Origin of the sequence: Marilutibacter maris, from assembly GCF_003233695.1 — a bacterium.
Taxonomy (GTDB): Bacteria; Pseudomonadota; Gammaproteobacteria; order Xanthomonadales; family Xanthomonadaceae; genus Marilutibacter; species Marilutibacter maris.
The window spans coordinates 1,728,001-1,748,965 of the sequence record NZ_CP029843.1 but is presented as its reverse complement, the minus strand read 5'-3'; the positions used below and the strand labels follow the sequence as shown (position 1 = coordinate 1,748,965).

General features: G+C 68.5%; 23 protein-coding genes. 15 read left to right on the top strand and 8 right to left on the bottom strand.

The features are described from left to right. Positions 1-87 precede the first annotated feature (87 nt). Genes C9I47_RS07720 through C9I47_RS07710 form a run of 3 tightly spaced genes read right to left on the bottom strand, consistent with a single transcriptional unit; the run spans position 88 to position 4,422 of the window. Complete coding sequence (locus tag C9I47_RS07720) at positions 88-2,400, bottom strand: hypothetical protein (RefSeq protein ID WP_145985450.1); 2,313 nt, start codon at positions 2,398-2,400, stop codon at positions 88-90. Positions 2,401-2,453: 53 nt separating this feature from the next. After that, positions 2,454-3,251, bottom strand: coding sequence for an amidohydrolase (locus C9I47_RS07715; RefSeq protein WP_111266218.1), 798 nt, complete (start codon positions 3,249-3,251; stop codon positions 2,454-2,456). Between the two features lie 10 nt (positions 3,252-3,261). Then, entirely contained in the window at positions 3,262-4,422 is a 1,161-nt protein-coding gene (locus C9I47_RS07710; protein WP_111266217.1) for a pyridoxal phosphate-dependent aminotransferase, read from the bottom strand. Positions 4,423-4,552: 130 nt separating this feature from the next. On the opposite strand from C9I47_RS07710, the gene C9I47_RS07705 reads away from it, so the two are divergent. The 12 genes from C9I47_RS07705 (at position 4,553) to C9I47_RS07650 (ending at position 14,486) form a co-directional block, all read left to right on the top strand. Continuing rightward, complete coding sequence (locus tag C9I47_RS07705; RefSeq protein WP_190238633.1) at positions 4,553-5,059, top strand: DUF3293 domain-containing protein; 507 nt, start codon at positions 4,553-4,555, stop codon at positions 5,057-5,059. A gap of 42 nt (positions 5,060-5,101) precedes the next feature. Next, positions 5,102-5,815 carry a heme ABC exporter ATP-binding protein CcmA gene (gene ccmA / locus C9I47_RS07700; protein ID WP_111266216.1) on the top strand — a complete coding sequence of 238 codons (714 nt, stop codon included), beginning with the start codon at positions 5,102-5,104 and terminating at the stop codon, positions 5,813-5,815. Positions 5,816-5,819: 4 nt separating this feature from the next. After that, positions 5,820-6,506 carry a heme exporter protein CcmB gene (ccmB, locus tag C9I47_RS07695; RefSeq protein WP_111266215.1) on the top strand — a complete coding sequence of 229 codons (687 nt, stop codon included), beginning with the start codon at positions 5,820-5,822 and terminating at the stop codon, positions 6,504-6,506. Positions 6,507-6,547: 41 nt separating this feature from the next. Continuing rightward, positions 6,548-7,309, top strand: coding sequence for a heme ABC transporter permease CcmC (gene ccmC / locus C9I47_RS07690; protein WP_111266214.1), 762 nt, complete (start codon positions 6,548-6,550; stop codon positions 7,307-7,309). After that, positions 7,306-7,491, top strand: a complete 186-nt coding sequence (ccmD, locus tag C9I47_RS07685) for a heme exporter protein CcmD (RefSeq protein ID WP_111266213.1) — start codon at positions 7,306-7,308, stop codon at positions 7,489-7,491. Before ccmC ends, ccmD begins: the two co-directional genes overlap by 4 nt. Before the next feature lie 25 nt (positions 7,492-7,516). Then, on the top strand, positions 7,517-7,996 hold the full coding sequence (gene ccmE / locus C9I47_RS07680) for a cytochrome c maturation protein CcmE (RefSeq protein ID WP_111266212.1): 480 nt from the start codon (positions 7,517-7,519) through the stop codon (positions 7,994-7,996). Between the two features lie 52 nt (positions 7,997-8,048). Next, positions 8,049-10,037 (top strand): heme lyase CcmF/NrfE family subunit, encoded by a 1,989-nt coding sequence (locus tag C9I47_RS07675; protein WP_111266211.1) that lies wholly within the window; start codon positions 8,049-8,051, stop codon positions 10,035-10,037. Next, complete coding sequence (locus C9I47_RS07670) at positions 10,034-10,603, top strand: DsbE family thiol:disulfide interchange protein (RefSeq protein WP_111266210.1); 570 nt, start codon at positions 10,034-10,036, stop codon at positions 10,601-10,603. Before C9I47_RS07675 ends, C9I47_RS07670 begins: the two co-directional genes overlap by 4 nt. An 8-nt stretch (positions 10,604-10,611) precedes the next feature. After that, positions 10,612-11,073, top strand: a complete 462-nt coding sequence (locus tag C9I47_RS07665; protein ID WP_111266209.1) for a cytochrome c-type biogenesis protein — start codon at positions 10,612-10,614, stop codon at positions 11,071-11,073. Continuing rightward, positions 11,073-12,089, top strand: a complete 1,017-nt coding sequence (locus tag C9I47_RS07660; protein ID WP_223250325.1) for a tetratricopeptide repeat protein — start codon at positions 11,073-11,075, stop codon at positions 12,087-12,089. The genes C9I47_RS07665 and C9I47_RS07660 overlap by 1 nt, the downstream gene beginning before the upstream one ends. A gap of 144 nt (positions 12,090-12,233) precedes the next feature. Continuing rightward, positions 12,234-13,394: a homoserine O-acetyltransferase MetX gene (metX, locus tag C9I47_RS07655; protein ID WP_111266207.1), complete on the top strand. Its 1,161-nt coding sequence runs from the start codon at positions 12,234-12,236 to the stop codon at positions 13,392-13,394. Between the two features lie 498 nt (positions 13,395-13,892). Next, positions 13,893-14,486 (top strand): cysteine dioxygenase family protein, encoded by a 594-nt coding sequence (locus C9I47_RS07650; RefSeq protein ID WP_223250324.1) that lies wholly within the window; start codon positions 13,893-13,895, stop codon positions 14,484-14,486. A gap of 46 nt (positions 14,487-14,532) precedes the next feature. Here the strand turns inward: C9I47_RS07650 and C9I47_RS07645 are convergent, their stop codons facing one another. Beyond that, positions 14,533-15,024, bottom strand: coding sequence for a DUF1269 domain-containing protein (locus tag C9I47_RS07645; protein WP_111266206.1), 492 nt, complete (start codon positions 15,022-15,024; stop codon positions 14,533-14,535). Positions 15,025-15,308: 284 nt separating this feature from the next. Here C9I47_RS07645 and C9I47_RS07640 point away from each other — a divergent pair, with 284 nt between their 5' ends. After that, the gene (locus C9I47_RS07640) at positions 15,309-15,776 is read left to right on the top strand and encodes a DUF2214 family protein (protein ID WP_111266205.1); all 468 of its coding nucleotides are present in this window, start codon (positions 15,309-15,311) and stop codon (positions 15,774-15,776) included. A 32-nt stretch (positions 15,777-15,808) separates the two neighbouring features. Here C9I47_RS07640 and C9I47_RS07635 read toward each other — a convergent pair whose 3' ends face one another. The 4 genes from C9I47_RS07635 to C9I47_RS07620 all read right to left on the bottom strand — a co-directional run bounded on the left by C9I47_RS07635 (position 15,809) and on the right by C9I47_RS07620 (position 18,239). Continuing rightward, the gene (locus tag C9I47_RS07635; RefSeq protein WP_190238632.1) at positions 15,809-16,354 is read right to left on the bottom strand and encodes a TFIIB-type zinc ribbon-containing protein; all 546 of its coding nucleotides are present in this window, start codon (positions 16,352-16,354) and stop codon (positions 15,809-15,811) included. Positions 16,355-16,533: 179 nt separating this feature from the next. Further along, positions 16,534-17,202, bottom strand: coding sequence for a phytanoyl-CoA dioxygenase family protein (locus tag C9I47_RS07630; protein ID WP_111266203.1), 669 nt, complete (start codon positions 17,200-17,202; stop codon positions 16,534-16,536). Between the two features lie 70 nt (positions 17,203-17,272). Beyond that, entirely contained in the window at positions 17,273-17,632 is a 360-nt protein-coding gene (locus C9I47_RS07625) for a DUF1304 domain-containing protein (RefSeq protein WP_190238631.1), read from the bottom strand. A gap of 136 nt (positions 17,633-17,768) precedes the next feature. After that, a complete protein-coding gene (locus tag C9I47_RS07620; RefSeq protein WP_111266202.1) occupies positions 17,769-18,239 on the bottom strand; it encodes a group II truncated hemoglobin in 471 nt (156 codons plus the stop codon). A 716-nt stretch (positions 18,240-18,955) separates the two neighbouring features. On the opposite strand from C9I47_RS07620, the gene C9I47_RS17495 reads away from it, so the two are divergent. After that, entirely contained in the window at positions 18,956-19,453 is a 498-nt protein-coding gene (locus tag C9I47_RS17495; RefSeq protein WP_145985448.1) for a hypothetical protein, read from the top strand. 484 nt (positions 19,454-19,937) lie between these two features. Beyond that, the gene (locus C9I47_RS07615) at positions 19,938-20,690 is read left to right on the top strand and encodes an HNH endonuclease signature motif containing protein (protein WP_111266201.1); all 753 of its coding nucleotides are present in this window, start codon (positions 19,938-19,940) and stop codon (positions 20,688-20,690) included. Positions 20,691-20,965: the final 275 nt, after the last annotated feature.

Sequence of the window (20,965 nt, the reverse complement as noted above, 5' to 3'; positions counted from 1 at the left end):
GGCAGCCGGGACGCGATTGCCCGCCTGCGGATTCAGTAAAGCGCAGAGCGCGTAAAAACGGCGGCAAGACCGGGCCTGCCGGCCCGTTCAGCGGATATACGCCGGCTGGGCGTCGTACCACCTGCGCGCCCGCAACAGGTGGTACTCGCGGTGCGCGCCGTCCAGGTCGACCGCCATGCTCAGCACGCCCCAGCGCGCGTAGAGATTGCCGCGGCGGTCCTGCCCCTGCAGGCGCAGGCGCGCGTTGACGTCGAAACGGTCGTTGTTGGCGACCAGGTTGTCGAAGATCAGAACATCGTCGCGCCAGCGCACGTCCCCGGTCACCCGCGCCTGGCCGGCATCGATCAGGCGTCCGACCCATCCGGGATAGTCGCGCTGGCGCGCGTACAACGCCAGCAGGAAGCCCACGTCCCTGGCGGTGATCCTGGCATGGCCGTCGATATCGACATCGGCCGCGGCGCCAGCGGCGCGGCCGGCCGCCCGCGCCGGATCCCAGTCCAGGCGCGCGCGGGTCAGATCGATCCGCGCCCACCAGCCGCGCCGGACCTCGCCGTCGGGCTCGACCAGGCTGATGTTGTCGAGCCTGACCTGGGAGCCGTCGATGTTGAAGCGGCCGTCCTCGATCCCGGCCCGGCGCAACCGCGTGTTGATATCGACGTTGCCGCGCAGCGCCATTCCCGCCGCATGCAGGCGGGTATCGCGTCCCCGGACCCGCAACCAGCCCTGTCCGACCGCACCGGCGCCGTCGACGCTGAGGTCGCCGCTGAGCCGGCCGCTGCCGCCCTCGAACCGCAACTGCGAACGCGGCAGATAGCGGTTGTAGGCGCGCAGGTCCGGCACCGATGCGTCCTCGAAACGCAGACGCGCCTTGAGCGCGCGCCCGGCGCGCGCCAGTGCCGCGCCCGGGGTCGGGCCGGCGGAGGCGCCCGCCCCCGCGCCGGACGGCGCCAGCAGACCGGTCGCCAGCGGCTCGACCGCCTGCACGTGCAGGCTGAGATCGCGGCCCTCGACGTAGCGCGCGCCGCGGCCCTTGTCGGCGGTGATCGAGAAGCGCTCCAGATTCAGCTCCAGCCGCGGGCGCACCCCGCCGGCCCCGGCGTCCTCATCCCCCTGCAGGGTGCCCAGCGCGCGGGCGCGGCCCTGGACCCGGTTGCCCATCAGGTCGACACTGACGTCGACGCCCGGCACTTCGACGCGGCTGCCGGCCGCGGGGGCGCCATCGACCAGACGCAGATCGGCGTCGACGCGTCCGGCCCCCTCCAGCGCCAGCCACGGCGCATCGGCGAAGAACGTGCCCAGCCAGTCCAGCGAGGCGAACTGCCAACTGCCGACCAGGTGTCCGGACGTCCGCGGTATCAGGCTGCGCGGGTCCCCCAACGGCACCTCGATGCCCTCGATCCGCAAGCGCGCGTCGACCGCCAGCGCATCGCCGTTCTCGTCGACCTGCCTGGGCAGATCGATGCGCAACCGGATGTCGTCGTCGACCTCCACGCCAAGCTGCAGGGTCGCCTGGCCGTCGCGCGAGGCCATCGACACCGGCGCGCTCCAGTCCAGCCGCCCGCCCGGCGCCAGTGCGCCGCGGTTCCACCCGATCCGCCCGCCGACCCGGCCATGGCCCGCGGCCGGCACCGGCTTCAGGTTCAGGCGTTGCGGGCCGCTGCGCTGCACCTGCAAGGCGCTGGTCCGCCCTTCCACCGACAGCTCCAGCTCGGTCTCGAGCAGTTTGCGCAGACCGCTGGCCTGTTCGCGGGTGTGCCGGTCGATCGAAAAACCCGCCTCCAGCACCGCCTCGTCCAAGAGCGTGTCGTCGGCGAGCGACAGGCGCGCGCGCTCGAAGCGCACCCGCGACGGGGTCAGCTCCAGCGGACCGCCCCGCAACTGCTTGTACAGGCCGAGCGTGGCCTGCCCCTCGCCATCCAGCCTCAGCGTGCCGAAGCGGGCGCCACGCACGCTGTCGCTGGCGATACGATCGAAGCGCAGGCGCCATCCGCCCGGCCGTGCCGGGGCCGGCTCCAGGCGCTGGTCGACACGCTCCAGTGCCGCCTCGACATCGGCGACCTCGATCGACGGGAACCGCAGTTCCTTCTCAAGCAACGGCAACAGCGCGATCCGGCCATCGGCGCGGCGCGCGTGCAGCGACCAGGTCACGTTGCCGGTGTGGCCCTGCAATCGCGGATCCCACAGCAACACCTGGCCCGGCCAGGCGGTCAGCCCGGCCTGCCAGTGCAACTGGAAGCGCTCGGGCTTGCGATTGATCGCCCAAGGCGCCAGCGCGGTGTTGAGGAACAGGTTGCCCAGCAGCAGGTAGACCAGATAAGCAGCGGCCAGGACGATGCCGGCGCGGCGCAACAGGCGTGCAGCACGCCGGCGTGATGGGGACCGTTCGGATATCTCGACCATGGCGCGAGCATAGCCGAGCCGAGCCGACCGGCGCGGCCGGCTGGCGCTGGCGGTCAGCGCAACTGGAAGCTGTCGCCGTCGAGCATCGCCGGGAACCGTTCGCGATGCGCGGCCAGTTCCGACGCCTGCAGGGTGGTGGTGACCACGACTTCCTCGTCGGTGCATTCGCTGACCGGGTGGCCGAGGAAGTCGATCACCGCGCTGTCGCCGGAGTAGTGAATGCCGTTGCCGTCGCTGCCGACCCGGTTGAGTCCGGCGACGTAGCACAGGTTCTCGATCGCCCGCGCCCGCAGCAGGGTCTTCCACGGGTAGGCGCGCGCGGCCGGCCAGTTGGCGACGAACAGCAGCAGGTCGTAGTCGAGCGCGTCGGCCCGCTCGACGTCGTAGCGGTTGCGCGCGAACACCGGGAAGCGCAGGTCGTAGCAGACCTGCGGACAGATCCGCCAGCCCTTCCACTCCACCGTCAGCCGCTCGCGGCCGGCGGCATAGCGCTGGTGCTCGTTGGCATAGCGGAACAGGTGGCGCTTGTCGTAGTGCTGGATGCCGCCGTCCGGGGTCACGAACAGCATCCGGTTGAAGACCTGGTCGCCGACCCGCAACTGCACGCTGCCGGTGATCGCCGCGCCGACCTTCGCCGCCTGCTCGCGCATCCACGCCACGGTCGGGCCGTCCATGTCCTCGGCGCGCTCGATCGCATCGTTGGAGAAGCCGCTGGTGAAGGTTTCCGGCAGCAGTACCAGGTCGGTGATGTCGTGCAATGGCGCGATCAGTCCGCCGTAGTACTCGCGGTTGGCCTCGGGGTCGTGCCAACGGGTGTCGCCCTGGATCAGGGAGATGCGCAGATTGTCCATGCTCGGGTCCTCAAAGCGTCTGCAGGCGGGCGATCGCCTCGTCGAGGGTCGCCTCGTTCTTGGCGAAGCACAGCCGCGCCAGGCGCTGGCCGGCCGGCGGCGCCTGGTAGAACGGCGACAGCGGGATCGCGGCGACGCCCTTGTGCTCGGTCAGCCAGCGGCAGAACGCGGCATCGTCGAGGTCGCTGACCGCCGAGTAGTCGACCAGTTGGAAATAGCCGCCCGGCACCGGCAACGGCTTGAGCCGGGTGGTCAGCAACTGTTCGCGGAAACGGTCGCGCTTGGCCTGGTAGAACGCGCCCAGTTGCTCGTAGTGCGCGGGCTCGGCCTCGATCATCTCGGCGAAGGCGGCCTGCGCCGGGGTGAAGGTGCAGAAGGTGTTGTACTGGTGCACCTTGCGGAACTCGGCGGTCAGCGCCGGCGGCGCGATGCAGTAGCCGACCTTCCAGCCGGTGCAGTGGTAGGTCTTGCCGAAACTGGAGATCACGAAGGCGCGCTCGCGCAGCTCGCGGTGGCGCAGCACCGATTCGTGGCGGGCACCGTCGAACACGATGTGCTCGTAGACCTCGTCCGACAGCAGCACGATGCCGGTGTCGCGCAGCAGCGCGGTCAGCTGGGCGATGTCGTCCGCACCGAGCATCGCCCCGGACGGGTTGTGCGGGGTGTTGATCATCAGCATCCGGGTGCGCGGGGTGATCGCCGCGCTGATCCGCGACCAGTCCGGCTCAAAGCCGGTCGGGCCACCGTCCCGCCCCAGCGGCACGTGCACGGCGATGCCGCCGGCCAGGTCGATCGCCGGTTCGTAGCAGTCGTAGCAGGGGTCGAGCACGATCACCTCGTCGCCCTGACGCACCACCGCATGGATCGCGTCGAAGATCGCTTCGCTGGCGCCGGAGGTCACGGTGATCTCGGCATCGGCGTCGGGACGGTGGCCGTAGCAGCGCTCGGTCTTGGCGGCGATCGCCGCGCGCAGGACCGGCAGCCCGTGAGCGGGCGCGTACTGGTTGAGGCCGGCACGCATCGCCCGGTCCAGCGCCTCGACCAGTCGCGCCGGCACCTCGAAGTCCGGAAAACCCTGTCCCAGATTGACCGCGCGGTGCTCGGCGGCCAGTTGCGACATCACGGTGAAGATGGTGGTGCCGACCTTCGGCAGCTTGGTCTCGGGAGTCATCGCTCGCGGGGGTGTCGGTGGGGCCTCCGAGTGTACGGAATCGTGGCGATCGGGGATGTTTCCGCCGCGCCGCCCGGCCCCGCCCAGCGCGGATGTTGCAGCCGGGCGCGACTACCGCGACACTGCGCGCATGCGCGAGCTCCACGTGGTCGATGCCTGCGAACTGGCCGCCGCCTATGCCGCGGCCCACTATGCGGTGGTGCTGGACGGCGACGCGATCCCGTTGCGCGTCGGCGAGAGCGCCGGCGACGTCGAGGCCTACTGGGCGGCGCGCCGCTACGCCTTCATCACCGCCTGGAATCCGGCCTCGCGCCCGTTGTCCGAGGAAGCCAACAATCTCGCCGACGCCCGACTGGTCGCCCGCATGCAGGTGCTGGATCTGTCCTTCCACCCGGCCTGGGCCAGCGACCACGACCGCCAATGGCGCGAATCCGGCTGGCTGATCGCCGACGTCGACCCGAGCACGCTCGACGCCCTCGCCGGCGAGTTCGGCCAGGCCGGCGTGCTGCACTGGGAACACGGCGAACCGGTGCGGCTGCGGATGATGCTGCAACGGCCCGGCGACTGCGCCGACCGGCCATGCGTGGACTGGCGGAGCGGAGCCGACGGCGACCGGACCGCCGACGCCATCCCGTAGAATGTCCGCTTCGCGGCCACAGCGGCCGCCCGCCGCCGCCTGATGACCCGACCCGACCGAACCACCGCGCCAGCGGATGCCCGCCCGCGGCCTTCCGCGCCAACCGAACCGGCCTTGCTGGAGGTGCGTGGCCTGCGTTTCTCGCGCAACGACCTGCCGGTGTTCGGCCCGCTGGATTTCGCGGTCGCCACCGGCGAGGCACTGCTGGTGCAGGGCGACAACGGCGCCGGCAAGACCACCCTGCTGCGGGTGCTGGCGGGCCTGCTGCGGGCCGATGCCGGCGAGGTCGCGATCCGTGGCGAGACGGCCGAACCCCTGTTGCGCGCCCGCGCGCTCGCCTACCTGGGCCACCTGCCGGGGCTGAAGGCCGACCTCAGCGTGGTCGAGAACCTGCAGCACCTGTGCGGCCTGCACGGCCAGCGCGGCAGCCAGACCATCGAAGGCGCACTGGAGGTGGTCGGGCTGGGCGGCTACGAGGAGGCGCTGAGCCGCCAACTCTCCGCCGGTCAGAAGAAGCGCCTGTCGCTGGCGCGGCTGTGGCTGTCGCCGGCACCGCTGTGGCTGATGGACGAGCCCTACGCCAATCTCGACCTGGAGGGCATCGAACTGGTCAACCGGATGGTTCGCGCGCACCTGGACGCCGGGGGCGCCTCGCTGGTCACCACCCACGGCGCCTATGCCGCGCCGCCGGTGCGTACCCGGCTGCTGGTGCTGGACCGGCGGGGACGCGACGGCGCTCCGCGGACGGAGGGCTGAGGGCATGGACGTCGAAGTAGGCCTCATCCAGTCCGCGCGCGCCCTGATCGTGCGCGACCTGCGCCTGGTCTGGCGGCGTCGCGGCGACGCCCTGCAGCCGGCCCTGTTCGCCCTGCTGATGGTGGTGCTGTTCGCGCTGGCGCTGGGCAACGAGCCGGCGACCCTGGCCCGGGTCGCCCCGGCCGTGCTGTGGCTGGCGGTTCTGTTGGCCGGATTGTTGTCGCTCGACAGCCTGTTCCGGGGCGATGCCGAGGACGGCTCGCTGGAACAGTGGATGCTGGCGCCGGTACCGCTGGCCTGGCTGGTCGGGGTGCGCACCGCGATGCACTGGGCCACCACCGCGCTGCCGCTGCTGCTGGCCGCGCCGCTGCTGGGCGAGATGCTGCACCTGCCGCGCGGCCAGTTGCCGGTGCTGCTGGCCTCGCTGGCGCTGGGGACCCCGCTGCTGAGCCTGATCGGCGCGGTGGTCGCCGCGCTGACGGTGGGGATGAGGCGCTCCGGTATACTGGTCGCCTTGTTGGCATTGCCCCTGTACGTGCCCGTCCTGGTGTTCGGCGCGGGCAGTGTCACCGCCGCCGCCCAGGGACACGACGTCGCGGGCGCGATGCTGTTGCTGGCCGCCGGACTGGTCCTGGCGGTGTTGCTGGCGCCGATGGCGGCAGCCGCCGCGATCCGCATCGCATTGAACTGACGCCCACCTCCCCTGCCCGGCATGGGAGCGGACAGACGCAAATGAATCCGATCGTCCTGTGGTTCCACAAACTCGGCTCTCCGCCCTACTTCGACCGCTTCGCCGCGCGTTGGGCGCCGTGGGGCCATGGCATCGGCCTGTTGATGATGGCGGTCGGGCTCTACGGCGGCCTGTTCCAGGTGCCGGCCGACTACCAGCAGGGCGACAGCTTCCGGATCCTCTACATCCACGTGCCCAGCGCCTGGATGAGCCTGGCGGTCTACGGCGCGATGGCCTTCTATGCGGCGATCGCGCTGATCTGGCGGATCAAGCTGTGCGAGATCCTGGCGATGGCCTGCGCGCCGATCGGCGCCGCCTTCACCTTCATCACCCTGGCCACCGGCTCGATCTGGGGCAAGCCGATGTGGGGCACCTGGTGGGACTGGGACCCGCGCCTGACCACCGAGCTGGTGCTGCTGTTCATGTACCTGGGCGTGATCGGCCTCTACCACGCGATCGACGACCGCCGCGCGGCCGCCCGTGCCGCCGGCCTGCTGGCGATCGTCGGCGTGGTGCTGCTGCCGGTGATCCGCTATTCGGTGGTGTGGTGGAACTCCCTGCACCAGGGACAGACCATCCGCATGTTCGGCGAGTCGAGCATGGACTCGAGCATGGTCTGGCCGCTGATCTGGGTCGTGCTCGGCAGCAAGTTCTGGTTCCTGGGCTCCCTGCTCGCCCGCGCCCGCGCCGACAACCTGCTCCGCGAATCGGGCAAGGCCTGGGTCGGCACCCTGGTGGCGCCGGCCACGGAGGCGCGTCGATGAGCTACCTCGGCTACGTGGCAGCCGCCTACGCGGTGTTCGCGGTGGTGATGGCCTGGGACTGGCTGGCGCCGCAACTGCAGATCCGCCGTGCGCTCGGCCGGGCCCGCCAGCGCGCGGCCCGCGAGGCCGCGCAGGCCCGGCGCGCCGAGACCCGCGCCGCCTCCGAGGAATTGATCCGATGAACCCTACCGAGCCGAAGCCCGCCGCATGAACCCGACCCGACGCCGCCGATTGATCTGGGTGATCGCCCTGGTCGCCGCCGCCGCCATCGCCGCGGTGCTGGTCGCGACCGCCCTGCAACGCAACATCGCCTATCTGTACACGCCCGGCGAGGTGCTCGACGGTCGCGCCGGTGCCCAGGTCGCCGGGGGCCAGACCCGCTTCCGCCTCGGCGGCATGGTCGCCAAGGGCTCCTTCCAGCGCGCCGAAGGCTCGCTGGAGTCGAGCTTCCGGGTCACCGACGGCGACGCCGAGATGGCGGTGCGCTACACCGGCATCCTCCCCGACCTGTTCCGCGAGGACCAGGCGGTGGTCGCCACCGGACGCATGCAGGGCGACACCTTCGTCGCCGAGGAAATCCTCGCCAAGCACGATGAGACCTACATGCCGAAGGAGGTCGCCGACAAGATGGGCAAGGCGCACCAGAAGCATGACGTGCAGACGCCGGCGGGCGACACGAATGACTAAGCCCGCCCAGGACACCCTCTCCCGCGCCCGGGAGAGGGGGGAGGCACGCTAGGTGCTGCCCGAACTCGGACAGATCGCGCTGCTGCTCGCGCTGCTGGTGACCTGCCTGCAGGGCGCGCTGCCGCTGCTGGGCGCCCACCGCGGCCTCGACAGCTGGATGGCGATCGCACGCCCGGCCGCGTACGCGCAGCTGGCCCTGGTCGGCATCGCCTACGCGATCCTGACCCATGCCTTCGTGGTGCAGGACTTCTCGGTCGCCTACGTCGCCCATCACAGCAACAGCCTGCTGCCGCTGGTCTACCGCTACACCGCGGTGTGGGGCTCGCACGAGGGCTCGCTGCTGTTGTGGGTGCTGGTGATCGCGCTGTGGACGGCGGCGGTCGCGCTGTTTTCCCGGCGCCTGCCGGAAACGGTGATCGCCCGCGTGCTCGGCGTGCTCGGCATCGTCGCCGCCGGCTTCCTCGCCTTCCTGATCTTCACCAGCAATCCGTTCGAACGGCTGTTGCCGGCCGCGCTCGAGGGGCGCGACCTGAACCCGCTGCTGCAGGACCCGGGCATGGTGATCCACCCGCCGATGCTCTACATGGGCTATGTCGGTTTCGCGGTGTCGTTCGCGTTCTCGGTCGCCGCACTGATTGACGGCCAGGTCGATGCGCGCTGGCTGCGCTGGACGCGGCCGTGGACCAACATCGCCTGGGCGTTCCTGACCCTGGGCATCGCCCTGGGCAGCTGGTGGGCGTACTACGAACTGGGCTGGGGCGGCTGGTGGTTCTGGGACCCGGTCGAGAACGCCAGCTTCATGCCCTGGCTGGCCGGCGCCGCGCTGATCCACTCGCAGGCGGTGACCGAGAAACGCGGCAGCTTCCGCAGCTGGACCCTGCTGCTGGCGATCGCGACCTTCTCGCTGTCCCTGCTGGGCGCGTTCCTGGTCCGCTCCGGGGTGCTGACCAGCGTGCACTCGTTCGCCGCCGACCCGTCCCGCGGGGTGTTCGTCCTCGTGTTCCTCGGCTTCGTGATCGGCGGTTCGCTGCTGCTGTACGCGCTGCGCGCGCCGTCCACCGGCGACGGCCCCGGCGGTTACGAGGGACGGCCATTCGCGGCCAGCTCGCGCGAGACCCTGCTGCTGATCAACAACCTGCTGCTGACCACCGCCTGCGCGATGGTGCTGCTGGGCACGCTGTACCCGTTGCTGGCCGATGCGCTGGAGCTGGGCAAGATCTCGGTCGGGCCGCCGTACTTCGCGCTGATGTTCACCCTGCTGATGGCCCCGATGGTGCTGCTGCTGCCGTTCGGGCCGCTGACCCGCTGGCAGCGCGAACAGGCGCTGCGGCCGCTGGCGCTGCTGGCGCCGTGGCTGGCGCTGGCCGCGATCGCCGGCATCGTCGCCTTCTTCTTCGCCCCGCAGGGGCAGTGGAAGGTCGCCGCCGGACTGGCCGGCGCGGTCTGGGTCGGACTCGGCACGCTGCGCTTCGTCTGGGCCCGCTTCAAGGCCAGCGGCCGGATGACCGCGGAGATGGCCGGCATGGCGCTGGCCCACTTCGGCATCGCGATCTTCCTGGTCGGCGCCCTGCTGACCGAGGGCCTGAGCCAGCAACGCGAGGTCGCGGTGGGGCCCGGCGAGTCGGTCGAACTGGCCGGCTACCGGTTCCGCTTCGACCGGGTCGAGCACCACCAGGGCCCGAACTACGAAGCCGACCGCGGCACCGTGTCGGTGTTCGAGGACGAGCGCCTGCTGGCGGTGCTGCATCCGGAGAAGCGCGCCTACGCCAGCGGCGGCCAGGTGATGACCGAGTCGGCGATCGAGCGCGGCTTCACCCGCGACCTCTATGTCGCCCTCGGCGAACCCCTGGGCGGCGGCAGCTGGGCGCTGCGCGCGCACGTCAAACCGTTCGTGCGCTGGGTCTGGGCCGGCGCGCTGCTGATGATGCTCGGCGGCCTGGTCACCGCCTGCGATCGTCGTTTCCGCCTCGCTCCCTCCGCGCGTCAGCGACAGAATCCGCAGCCCGGCGCAAAGCCGCACATGCAGGAGAACCCGGCATGACCGAAGCCCCCCGTTCCGCGATGCGCTGGCTGCCGCTGGCGGTGGTCGCCGCGCTGGGCCTGTTGCTGGCCGCCGGCATCTGGCTCAGCGCCCGGCCCGACCGCGAGGCCCTGCCCTCGCCGCTGATCGGCAGGCCGGCGCCGAGCTTCGCGCTGCCGGTGCTGCACGAGGCCGGCCGGCTGGTGTCCTCGGACGAGCTCAAGGGCGCGCCCTACCTGCTCAATGTCTGGGGCAGCTGGTGCCCCGAATGCCGGGTCGAACATCCGGTGCTGACCCGTTTCGCCGAGACCAAGCGCATCCGCGTGATCGGCTACAACTGGAAGGACGAGCACGCCGACGCGGTCCGCTGGCTGGAGCAGTACGGCAATCCGTACTGGCTGGTGCTGGTCGATTACGAAGGCAAGGCGGCGATCGACTGGGGCATCTACGGCGCGCCGGAGACCTTCCTGGTCGACGCCGACGGCATCGTGCGCTGGAAACACGTCGGCCCGGTCGGCGAGGCGGAGATCCGCGACCAGTTGCTGCCGCTGCTGGACCAGCTGGACGCCGGGCCCGCCGCGCCATGAGCTGCGCCATGAACCACGCCCCGTTCCATCGCCTCCGCCTGGCCCTGCTCGGGGTCGGCCTCTGGCTGATCGCCGCATCCGCGTTCGCCCAGGCCGGCACCGCCACCGCGCCTCCGGAATTCGTCGATGCCGCCGAGGAGCAGCGCTTCCACGCGCTGGTGGTCGAATTGCGCTGCGTGATGTGCCAGAACCAGTCATTGGCCGACTCCAACGCGCAGATCGCGGTCGACCTGCGCCGCGAGGTGCTCGAACTGATGCGCGAAGGCCGCAGCGATGCCCAGATCAAGGAATTCCTGGTCGAGCGCTACGGCGAGTTCGTGCTCTACCGGCCGCAGGTGAAGTCGCGCACCTGGCTGCTGTGGTTCGGCCCCCTGGCGCTGTTGCTGACCGGCGCCATCGCCGTCGCGGTGATCGTGCGCCGCCGCGGCAGCGGAGCACCGGTCCCGCCCGACGATTCGCAGGAATGGTGATGGACACCCCGATCGCGCTTTTCATCGCCCTCGCCGCGACACTGGCCGTCGTCGCACTGGGCTACGTGCTGCGCCCGCTGTGGCGTGGCGCCCGTGGCGTCGGCGCGACCCTGCTGATTGCCCTGGTGGTGCTGACCGGCACCGTGTACACCATGATCGGCACCCCCGAGGCGCTGGACCCGGCACGCCGCGCCGCGCCGCAGACCCTCGACGACGCGATCACCCAGTTGGAGATCAAGCTGGACCAGGACCCGGCCCAGCCCGAGGGCTGGCGCCTGCTTGCCGGCGCCTACGCCAGCAAGGGCAATCTGGAGGAAGCCAGCAAGGCCTATGCGCGGGCGGTCCAGCACGCGCCAGACGACCCCGACCTGCTCGCCGAGGCCGCCGAGGCGCGGGCGATGGCCGCGCCACAACGCCGTTTCGATGCCAAGGCGGTGAGCCTGCTCGAACGCGCGATCGCCCTGCAACCGATGCACCAGCGCGCACGCTGGTTCCTCGGCATCGCCCATCGCCAGTCCGAGCAGCCGGCCGAGGCGGTGAAGGTATGGGAACCGCTGCTGGACGTGGTCGATGCCCGTACCGCCGCGGCCCTGCGCGAACAGATCGACCTCGCCCGCCAGGAAGCCGGACTGCCGCCGCTGCCGGCGGCCGAGCCCGCCGTCGAAACCGCGCCCACGGTCACGGTGGCGGTCTCGCTGGACCCGCAGTTGGGGATGCAACTGCCGGCGGGGGCGACCTTGTTCGTGATCGCCCGTCAGCCCGGCGGTTCGCCGATGCCGGTCGCGGTGAAGAAACTGCCGGTCACCCAATTCCCGCTGACCGTCGGCCTGGGCGACGGCGACAGCCCGATGCCGACGATGAAGCTGTCGCAGCTGCAGCACGTCGAGCTGATCGCGCGCATCTCGGCCAGCGGCAACGCGATGCCCGCCAGTGGCGACTTCGCCTCGCAACCGGTCCGCATCGACACCGGCAAGGCCGCCAGCGCGGCATTGCTGATCGACCAGGTCGTGCCCTGAGCGCCTGCCCGTCGAGCGACGGGCAGATCGCCATAACCGATCGGCATCACGCCGGACCACGACATCGCCATGCGTTGCAGGCACACTGGGCCGCCGGCGCGCCGACGCGCGCCGTCGTCACCCGAAAGGACACACGCCCGCCGCATGACCGAATTCATCCCGCCCGGTACCCGCTACGTCGACCTGCCCTCGCCGTTTCCGATGAAGCGCGGCGGCGAACTCCGCCAGGCACGCGTCGCCTACGAAACCTGGGGCACCCTGGCCGCGGACGGCGGCAATGCGATCCTGATCGTGACCGGGCTGTCGCCCGACGCCCACGCCGCCGCCAGCGACAGCAACCCCGAGCCGGGCTGGTGGGAGGCCATGCTCGGTCCAGGCAAGCCGATCGATACCGATCGCTGGTTCGTGGTCTGCGTGAACTCGCTGGGCAGCTGCAAGGGCTCGACCGGACCGGCGTCGATCGACCCGGCGAGCGGACGTCGCTATGCACTGGGCTTTCCCGAACTGTCGATCGAGGACGGTGCCCGGGCCGCCGTCGCGGTCGTCGACGCGCTGGGCATCACCCGCCTCGCCTGCCTGATCGGCAACTCGATGGGCGGCATGACCGCGCTCGCCCTGCTCACGCAACGCCCCGGCCTGGCCCGCGGCCACATCAACATCTCCGGCGCCGCGCGGGCGTTGCCGTTCTCGATCGCGATCCGCTCGCTGCAACGCGAGGCGATCCGCCTCGACCCGAACTGGAACGGCGGCGACTACGACGAGGACAGCTACCCCGAGTCGGGAATGCGGATGGCGCGCAAGCTCGGCGTCATCACCTACCGCTCGGCACTGGAATGGGACGGCCGCTTCGGTCGCGTGCGGCTGGATTCCGACCGCGCCGACGACGAGCCGTTCGGACTGGAGTTCGAGGTCGAGAGCTATCTGGAAGCCCACGCGCGCCGCTTCGTGCGCCGCTTCGACCCGAACTGCTACCTGTACCTGAGCCGCTCGATGGACTGGTTCGACATCGCCGAGTACTGCAGCCCGCGCTGCGGCGAGCACGATGCCGACGCCCGCAGCGCGCTGGCGGCGATCGGCCGCGCCGGCCTGGAGAAGGCGCTGGCGATCGGCGTGCACACCGACATCCTGTTCCCGCTGCAACAGCAGGAGGAGATCGCCGAGGGCCTGCGCGCCGGCGGCTGCGACGCGCGCTTCCTGCCGCTGCCCTCGCCGCAGGGACACGACGCCTTCCTGGTCGACTTCGAGCGCTTCGGGCCGGCGGTGGCCGGATTCCTGGACGAGCTGCACGTCCCCTCCCCCGCGTAGAGACCGTGCCCGGGCACACCCGATCGCGGCTTACGCCGCTCCTACGAGATGCGGTACGGCATGGACCCAGCCCCCTGAGTCAGGGGGAACGATACCCGGCTGCGCCCGGATATCTCCCAAAATTTGCTGCGCAAACCTTGGGCCCCGCCGTTGCGCTTCCACACCCCCCATTCGCATCTGCGATGCGAATCGCCCCTGACTCAGGGGGGGAACGATATCCGGCTGCGCCCGGATATCTCCCAAAGTTTGCTGCGCAAACCTTGGGCCCCGCCGTTGCGCTTCCACACCCCCATTCGCATCTGCGATGCGAATCGCCCCCTGACTCAGGGGGCTGGACCACGCGGCCACGCGCCTTCATCCCGTAGGAGCGGCGTGAGCCGCGATGAAGCTTTCATGGGAAGGCCCGATCCCGGTTTTCGCCACTCCTGCCCGGGCGCAGCCCGGGGATTGCCGCATTGCGGTGTGCGGCCTTCCTCGCCCCGTCCTACAATGGCGGCCATGAGCGCCCAGACCCTGCCCGACCTGCCCTTTCCCGGCCACGACAAGCTGCTCCAGGCCCTGGACGCGGCGGTCGCCACCGGCGACGAACACGCGATCACGTCCGCGCTGCGCGGCACGCTGTGCCGGATGATCCGCGACCGCGACGTCGCCTTGCCGGGCTGCGTCTACGAGCCGATCGACGACCACTATGCCCGCCGCGAGATCTACCGCAGCCCGGTCCACGGTTACAGCGTGGTCGCGATGACCTGGGGCCCCGGCCAGGGCACGCCTGTGCATGACCACTGCGGCCTGTGGTGCGTGGAAGGGGTATGGGACGGCGAGCTGGAGATCACCCAGTACGAGCTGCTGGAACAGGACGGCGAGCGGTTTCGTTTCCGCGCCGCCGGCGGCATGCAGGCCGGCCCCGGCAGCGCCGGCAGCCTGATCCCGCCGCACGAGTATCACACCATCCGCAACACCAGCGCCGACGCGGTCGCGGTGTCCCTGCACATCTACAAGGCACCGATGGAGTCCTGCTCGATGTTCGTGCCGCAGGATGGCGAGTGGTTCGCCCGTCTCGACAAGCCGCTGGAGACCGACGAGACCCACTGAGGGCGCTCCGCCATCCGGCGCCGCCTGCCCGCGCGGCGCTGGCGGCTCAGCGCATCGCCGCCGCCGAATGATGGTCCAGGTGGATCGCCCCGCGTTCGCCCAGGCGCTGCTCGAGCATCTTCTGGGTGTCTTCATCGGCATCGACCACCACCAGCACCCGGCCGGCCTCGATCTGGTCCTGGAACTTGCGCCGGATCGGATCCGGCAGGGCCGAGCCCATCAGCGCCGAGGCCCAGGCGCCGACCACCGCGCCTACCGCCGCCATCAACGCGATCCCGAGCCCACCCAGCGGCACGAGCATCAGCCCGATCAGACCGATCACGATCCCGGCCAGGGCACCGTAACCGGCCCCGCGCAGCGCGGCGGGCATGAAGTCGGTGTCGGCCTCCTTGCGTTCGTTGGGCACCTCGCCCAGCTCGATGTCCGCGCGTGCGACCAGCGAGATGTCGCGGTCCGGCACCCCGCTTTCGCGGGTCAGCGCGACGACCTCGTTGGCGTGGCGCATGTCCCGCGTGCTGAATACATGGTGCTGTTTCATATCGGCCTCCCGGTCGGGGACGACACGGCAGGCGGCGATGCCCGGTACGGCCGACAAACCCGACCGAGATCGAGCGGCCGACGGACGACCGGCACGGCCCCCGCCCCATGTTCACTCAAGCACGATCGGGCTTCACGGCAGGAGAAGACCGCGTGACGGCTGGCTTCACAAACCCATGCCCGCTACCGGGTCGCAGCGATGGCCCCATCGGTTCCAGCGCAATCGGACTTGCGCCGGTCGCATCGCGCCGCTAGCGTGAGCCGGCCTTCGCCACGGACGCCACCATGCTCGTCGACCTGCTGCTCGCCGCCATCCACCACCTGCTGGTGTTCGGGCTGATCGCCATGCTGGTCACCGAATCCGTGCTGCTGCGCGGCCATGCCGACGATGGCGCCATCGACAGCCGCACCGCCGGCCGGCTCGCGCGCCTGGACGGCGGCTACGGCGCCTGCGCGGTGCTGCTGCTGGGTGTCGGCGTGCTGCGCCTGATCTACGGGGTCAAGGGCTACGACTTCTATCTGCACAACCCCTGGTTCCACGCCAAGATCGGCCTCTACGTGCTGACCGGCCTGCTCTCGGCGCTGCCGACGCTGAACTTCATGCGCTGGCGCCGCGCCCTGCGTAGCGACCCCGCCTTCGTGCCGGCAGTGGCCGATGTCGCCCGCGCACGCCTGATCGTGCGCCTGGAGCTGGTCGCGATCGCACTGATCTTCGTCCTGGCCGCGGCAATGGCCCGCTACGGCGGGTTCTGATCGCAGGCCCGGCGCGCGGCCGGGCGACTTCGTCAATCGGTATTTTCCTGGGCCAGATAGCGCAGGATCTCGCCGCGCGCCGGCTGCTGCTGCAGCCAGGCATGCAGCCGCTGCACTTCCTCGAAGGTGTCCGCACCTATCGCGGTGCGGAACCGCTCCTCGCGCTGCCGGGCCGAGGCCTGCTCACGCAGCCTGCGTTGCCAGGCTTCCGTGGTGACCTCGGTGACGCGCAGGTGCAGGCCCTCGGACTTCAGGTATGTCCACTCGCCACGGTCGAGCCAGACCTCCTCGCAACCGAAGCAGTAATCCAACCCGTGCCGGCCGTCGGCCTGGACCTTGTACTTGACCATCAACCGGCCGCACTTGGGGCAGCACATCGCATGCCGGGTATCCGAGCCGTCATGCTCGAAGGGCTCCGGCTGCGACTCCGACGCGGTCCGGTCCTGGGCCGCCATCCAGTCCACATACGGAGACAGCGACAACAGCGTGCCGCCGCAGTTCGAACACTGATAGCACGGCAGGCCATGTTCGAACCGGCTTGCCTTCAGCTCCCCCTCTCGACACGACGAACAGCGCATCCCTTCTCCCTTCAGACTCGTTTCAATGACGGCTTGCCGCCGATTGTCGGGCTTTACCGCAATCGGCGGAAGAGAAGTTCTGCCACGGCGAGGCTCTGATCGCAGCGGCATCGGTCACGGCCAGGATACGTCCCTGGCTTGCCGAACAAGCCGCGCCCACCGCACCGACAGCTCCGCCCTCACACCGCCTGCCGCCACTGCAGTCCATGGGGAAGCGAAGGCGGACCAAACAGGAAATGCAGCACTCTCCGCATGCTGGTGCCCGTGGCCCTGGACGAAGCGTGCAGCAACAACGGACGCATCGCCAGGACCGAGCCCCGCGGTGCCGCGCATACGACCTCCGGCCGCGCCGCACGCAGAGCTGCGATCTCCCCGGCCGCGATCCGTCCATGGGTGTGCGACCCCGGCACCACGCGAAGCGGCCCGTCCGTCTCAGCGCAGGCATCGACGTGAAGCCGGATTGCGACCAGGTCCCGCAGCACCCCCAGCGGCGGCTGGACGTAGAGCGCGCCCTGCTTCCGCGACCAGCCCGAAAGCGACGGATGCGGCACGCGCGCCCTCACCGGCACGGCCAGGTCCTGATGGGTCGCGACCAGCCAGTTGGTGGCGGTGGACTTCTCGAAGCAACTGCACTGGACGGCGACATGCGTGGCCGGAACCAGCCCGGCCAGCGCGGGGCTGGATCGAATCCGCGACGCCAGCGCGCCGCACCAGTCGCGCTGCAGCAGATCACGTGTACCCGGCCTGCCGAGGGACTGCAGGCGTGTCGACAGACGATCGCATTCGGCGCCATCGAGCACGTCCTCGACCACGGCGAAACCATGCTCGGAGAACTGTCGATGCGACATCACGGCGAGCCCCGATGTCCCGCGCGCCCCCGGTCGCGACGGCGCGACGGCTTGTGCGCCTGCACCGGGATCAACCGGCGAATATCACCAGCAGCAGGCCGATCAGCCCCGGAAGCGCCTGCACCATCAGGATCTTCCGGCTGGCGGTCAGCCCGCCAAAGATGCCCGCGACCACCACGCACGACAGGAAGAACACCTTGAACGCCGTGCCCTCGGCTCCCTGCAACAGGCCCCACAGCAGGCCCGCGGCGATGAAGCCGTTGTACAGGCCCTGATTCGCGGCCAGCACCTTGGTGGCTTCGGCCTTTTCCCTGCTCTGGCCAAACACCTTCAGCCCTATGGGCTTATCCCAGAGAAACATCTCCAGAATCATGAAGTACACGTGCAGCAGTGCCACCACGGACACCACGATTGCAGACAGCACGAACATCGATACCTACCTCCCTGTTGCTACAAACACCATCCAAAGAACCCGCTCGCGACACCCGGATCATGCCCCGGGGTCGGGCGGAATGCATGGATGCCTCACGCCCGACAAAGGACACCGGGAATGAGGCCTGCCGCGATCAGTTCGCGCCTGGATCGTACGGCCCCTTGACCTCGCCCCAGCCCCAGGCCGGCATCGGCGCATCCTCGTCCACCTCGGTACCCGGCTGCGAATTGATCACCGCCAACCGGCTGCCCCATTCCAGATAGCCGACCAGCGCGGATCGGAATTCCGGATCGTCAGGAAGCCCGAGCTCGTCGGCGGTGTCAAGGAACAGCGCGACCCAGGCTTTGCGCTGCTCGTTGCTGAGATGCCGGTTGAGATGATGGCGCACCATCTCGGCATGTCCACCGTGGCGGCTCGAGTACTCGCGGGGACCACCAAGCACCTCGGCAATGAATACGGCCACGTGTTCGGGATGGTCGCTCCCCATGTGCTCGAATATCGGCGCCAGCAACGGTTCGGACGGGACGCGCTGATAGAAGCGGGTCGTCAGCGCGGTCAACGCCGTCATGCCGCCGGCCCACTCATAGAGACTGGGAACGCTCATGCATCTCCACTCCTGATTGGTGATCTGCTCCGGATTCGAAACCGGGCCGCAGATCGCTGCCGGCCGCAATGGACCGACAGGTGGCGCGCCATCGATCCTGGCTCCCCCGGCCCGATCCACGCGACATCCCGCCCCCGTCGAGGCGGCATTGTGGCAGATGGCGCGATGCCGCACAGGCCCGGGCGCGGCAAGGTCCGCGGGCCTCCCGCGACTGGCATGGGCACGTGACGCTATCCCACCTCCGACACGATGATGCCGGGCCCGGGAAGGCTGGCCAGCTTGGTTGCGCTCTTGAGATGGTCAATCCAGCTGGGGAAGCCGGAGGGGCTTACCACCAGAACAATCCCACACCTCTAAGCGTAACCATCCCACGATTGAGACTATTGGCGAGAGCCGCAGCCAGCCGCCCGACAGGGCCTCATAACCGCCCTGCGCGCGTCGGTATGCGTCGCCGCGGCCACCCTTCAGATACCCCGCCCGCGCCCAGCGTGGCGCCCCTGATTGGGCGCCTGGCATCCGAGTCGAAAGGGACACAAATGGTGAGCAGGCGAGGTGGGGGACGACTGCGCGCGCTCCACATCTACAGCGCTTGTACCCTGGTGGTGCCGATACCGCTGAATACCAAACTTGACCAGTCTTACGCAGACCTGCACGATTCTGATATCACTTCATTTCTGGGGTCTACTTGGTGTTAGGCGACTCGGAGGAACTTCACAATGAATAATCACGCAAACAAGAAAAACGAAGAACATGTTTTTTGCAAATTCATGGAAATCACGGGAGTCCCCGCCTCGTCGATTGCCCAAGAAGAGCCACCCAAACCCGACATCACCTGCAAAATCTCCGGGCTTGAGGTTGGCTTTGAGTTGATGGCCTTAACTGATAGAACAATTGAAAGGAAGTTTGGATCGGGGGAATCCCATGGCTCGAACTTCAAAATTGAAATTTCGGATGTTATCGCATGCATCAACCGAAAGTCGGGAAAAAACTACTCAATGGAAGATATTGAGCTCCTTATCCATGAAGGATCAACGCCTCTTGACGACTTGTGGCGATACAATCAGTCAGACCTGAATGCACAGATCCAACAAGCAACCAACAAGTCGCCCTTCTCTAGAGTATGGATTCTTGACATTAGCAACAGCATCGCCCGCTCATTTGTCCCCAAAGCGAGCCTTGCCCATTCAAGAAAAGGTCAAGGGAGCGCCGCCTAACAATTCGTTCAAGCCGAACCCGCTTCGCGGCTTCGGCTTTCCGGGCCACTCTGCGCTAACATCGGCTTCGGAACCGGCCCCGGGCGGGTCGGCTTAACTCAGGCGTTAGGCGGCAGTGGAAGCGACTCTCCAAGCAGACCATGTGTTCGATCTATTTGCTGCTGCTCCCGCCCCCTCGCAACAGACTTCGTACCGGTAAGTTCTAATGAAGAGAGCTCATCTGATTGCACAGATTCCGCCGACGCGCTTTCGCTCAATAGACGGAAGCACTCCACAGATTGGTGATCTGGTTGTTCTAGACCAAGGTTTCACGTTCCCGGACGGGAAACCTGGGGGGCTCGTGTACTGTATGGGCCAAGGCGGGGAGTTCAGGTGGGAGGCTGAGGTGTATGAGTCGGAGATTGGCCCAGACATTGCCGCCTAACAATTCCTTCAAGCCGACGCTGCTTCGCAGCGCGGCTTAATTCAGGTGTTAGCCCTCCGCATGAGCATCACTGACAAGACAAGAAAAGTGCTCTGGGGCCGCTCCGGCAACTTGTGCGCATTTTGCAAAGCGCATCTGGTCGTTGATGCATCCGCTCTCGATGCCGAGTCCGTTGTTGGAGATGAATGCCATATAGTTTCTGGAGCTCCGAGTGGGCCGCGTCATGACCCCACCCTCGCCCCAGAACTGATTGATAGTCTTGCCAACCTACTTCTTCTATGCCGCGTTCATCACAAGCTGGTAGATGATCAGCCAGAGACGTTTACTGCAGACACACTGCGCCAACTTAAAGCAAATCACGAGAAATGGGTCAAGGACAGGCTCGGCCAGTCAGTGCAACCGGAGCCCGTCAGGGTTGTTCGGACAGCCGCCGAGATTCCCACGCACCTTGTCTTAGTCACCTCAGCCAAAAGCTTGCTGGATCTGGCCTCGGACTGTCATGAGCGCTACGACGACTATCCAGACGACCTGACAGAGACCGATCTCGACTGTGTCGGTGCCTTTCTCCATAACCTAACGGATTGGGTAGATCTAGGGTTGCATGAGCCGCACGAGAGAATCAGCGCTCAGAGGTCACTTGCGGAGAACATGTCGGAGCTGGATCAAGCCGGGCTTCGTGTATACGTAGCCCGCGAGAAACAGCTGCTCCGTGGCGGTGCCGTCGCACCGTCGGCGTTCTATGCCTTGCACTTACGGATAGTTCGGCATGACGACCCTAATCAAATTTCCCTGGCCACGCAGCCAGAGGACTAGCCGCTTCACAGCTCGGCTTAATTCAGGCATTAGGCCACACCAGACTCCAATGACAAGGAACCGCATGAAGAAGCCCTGACCTGCACGCCGTCCTTCTTGCCACTTGGGCTGTACAGGAACAGGCTGCGGAAGTTGCCCCACCCCTTCGAGTCCCGCACTACCTGCCGGATGCCATCGATGTCGTCCTCGCTCTGGGACGCGCAGACGCAGCCGCCGGCCACCGATGCTGTCGGTGCGCTCGAGGCAGCCGTTTCCGAAAATGAAGTAGTCGAGCG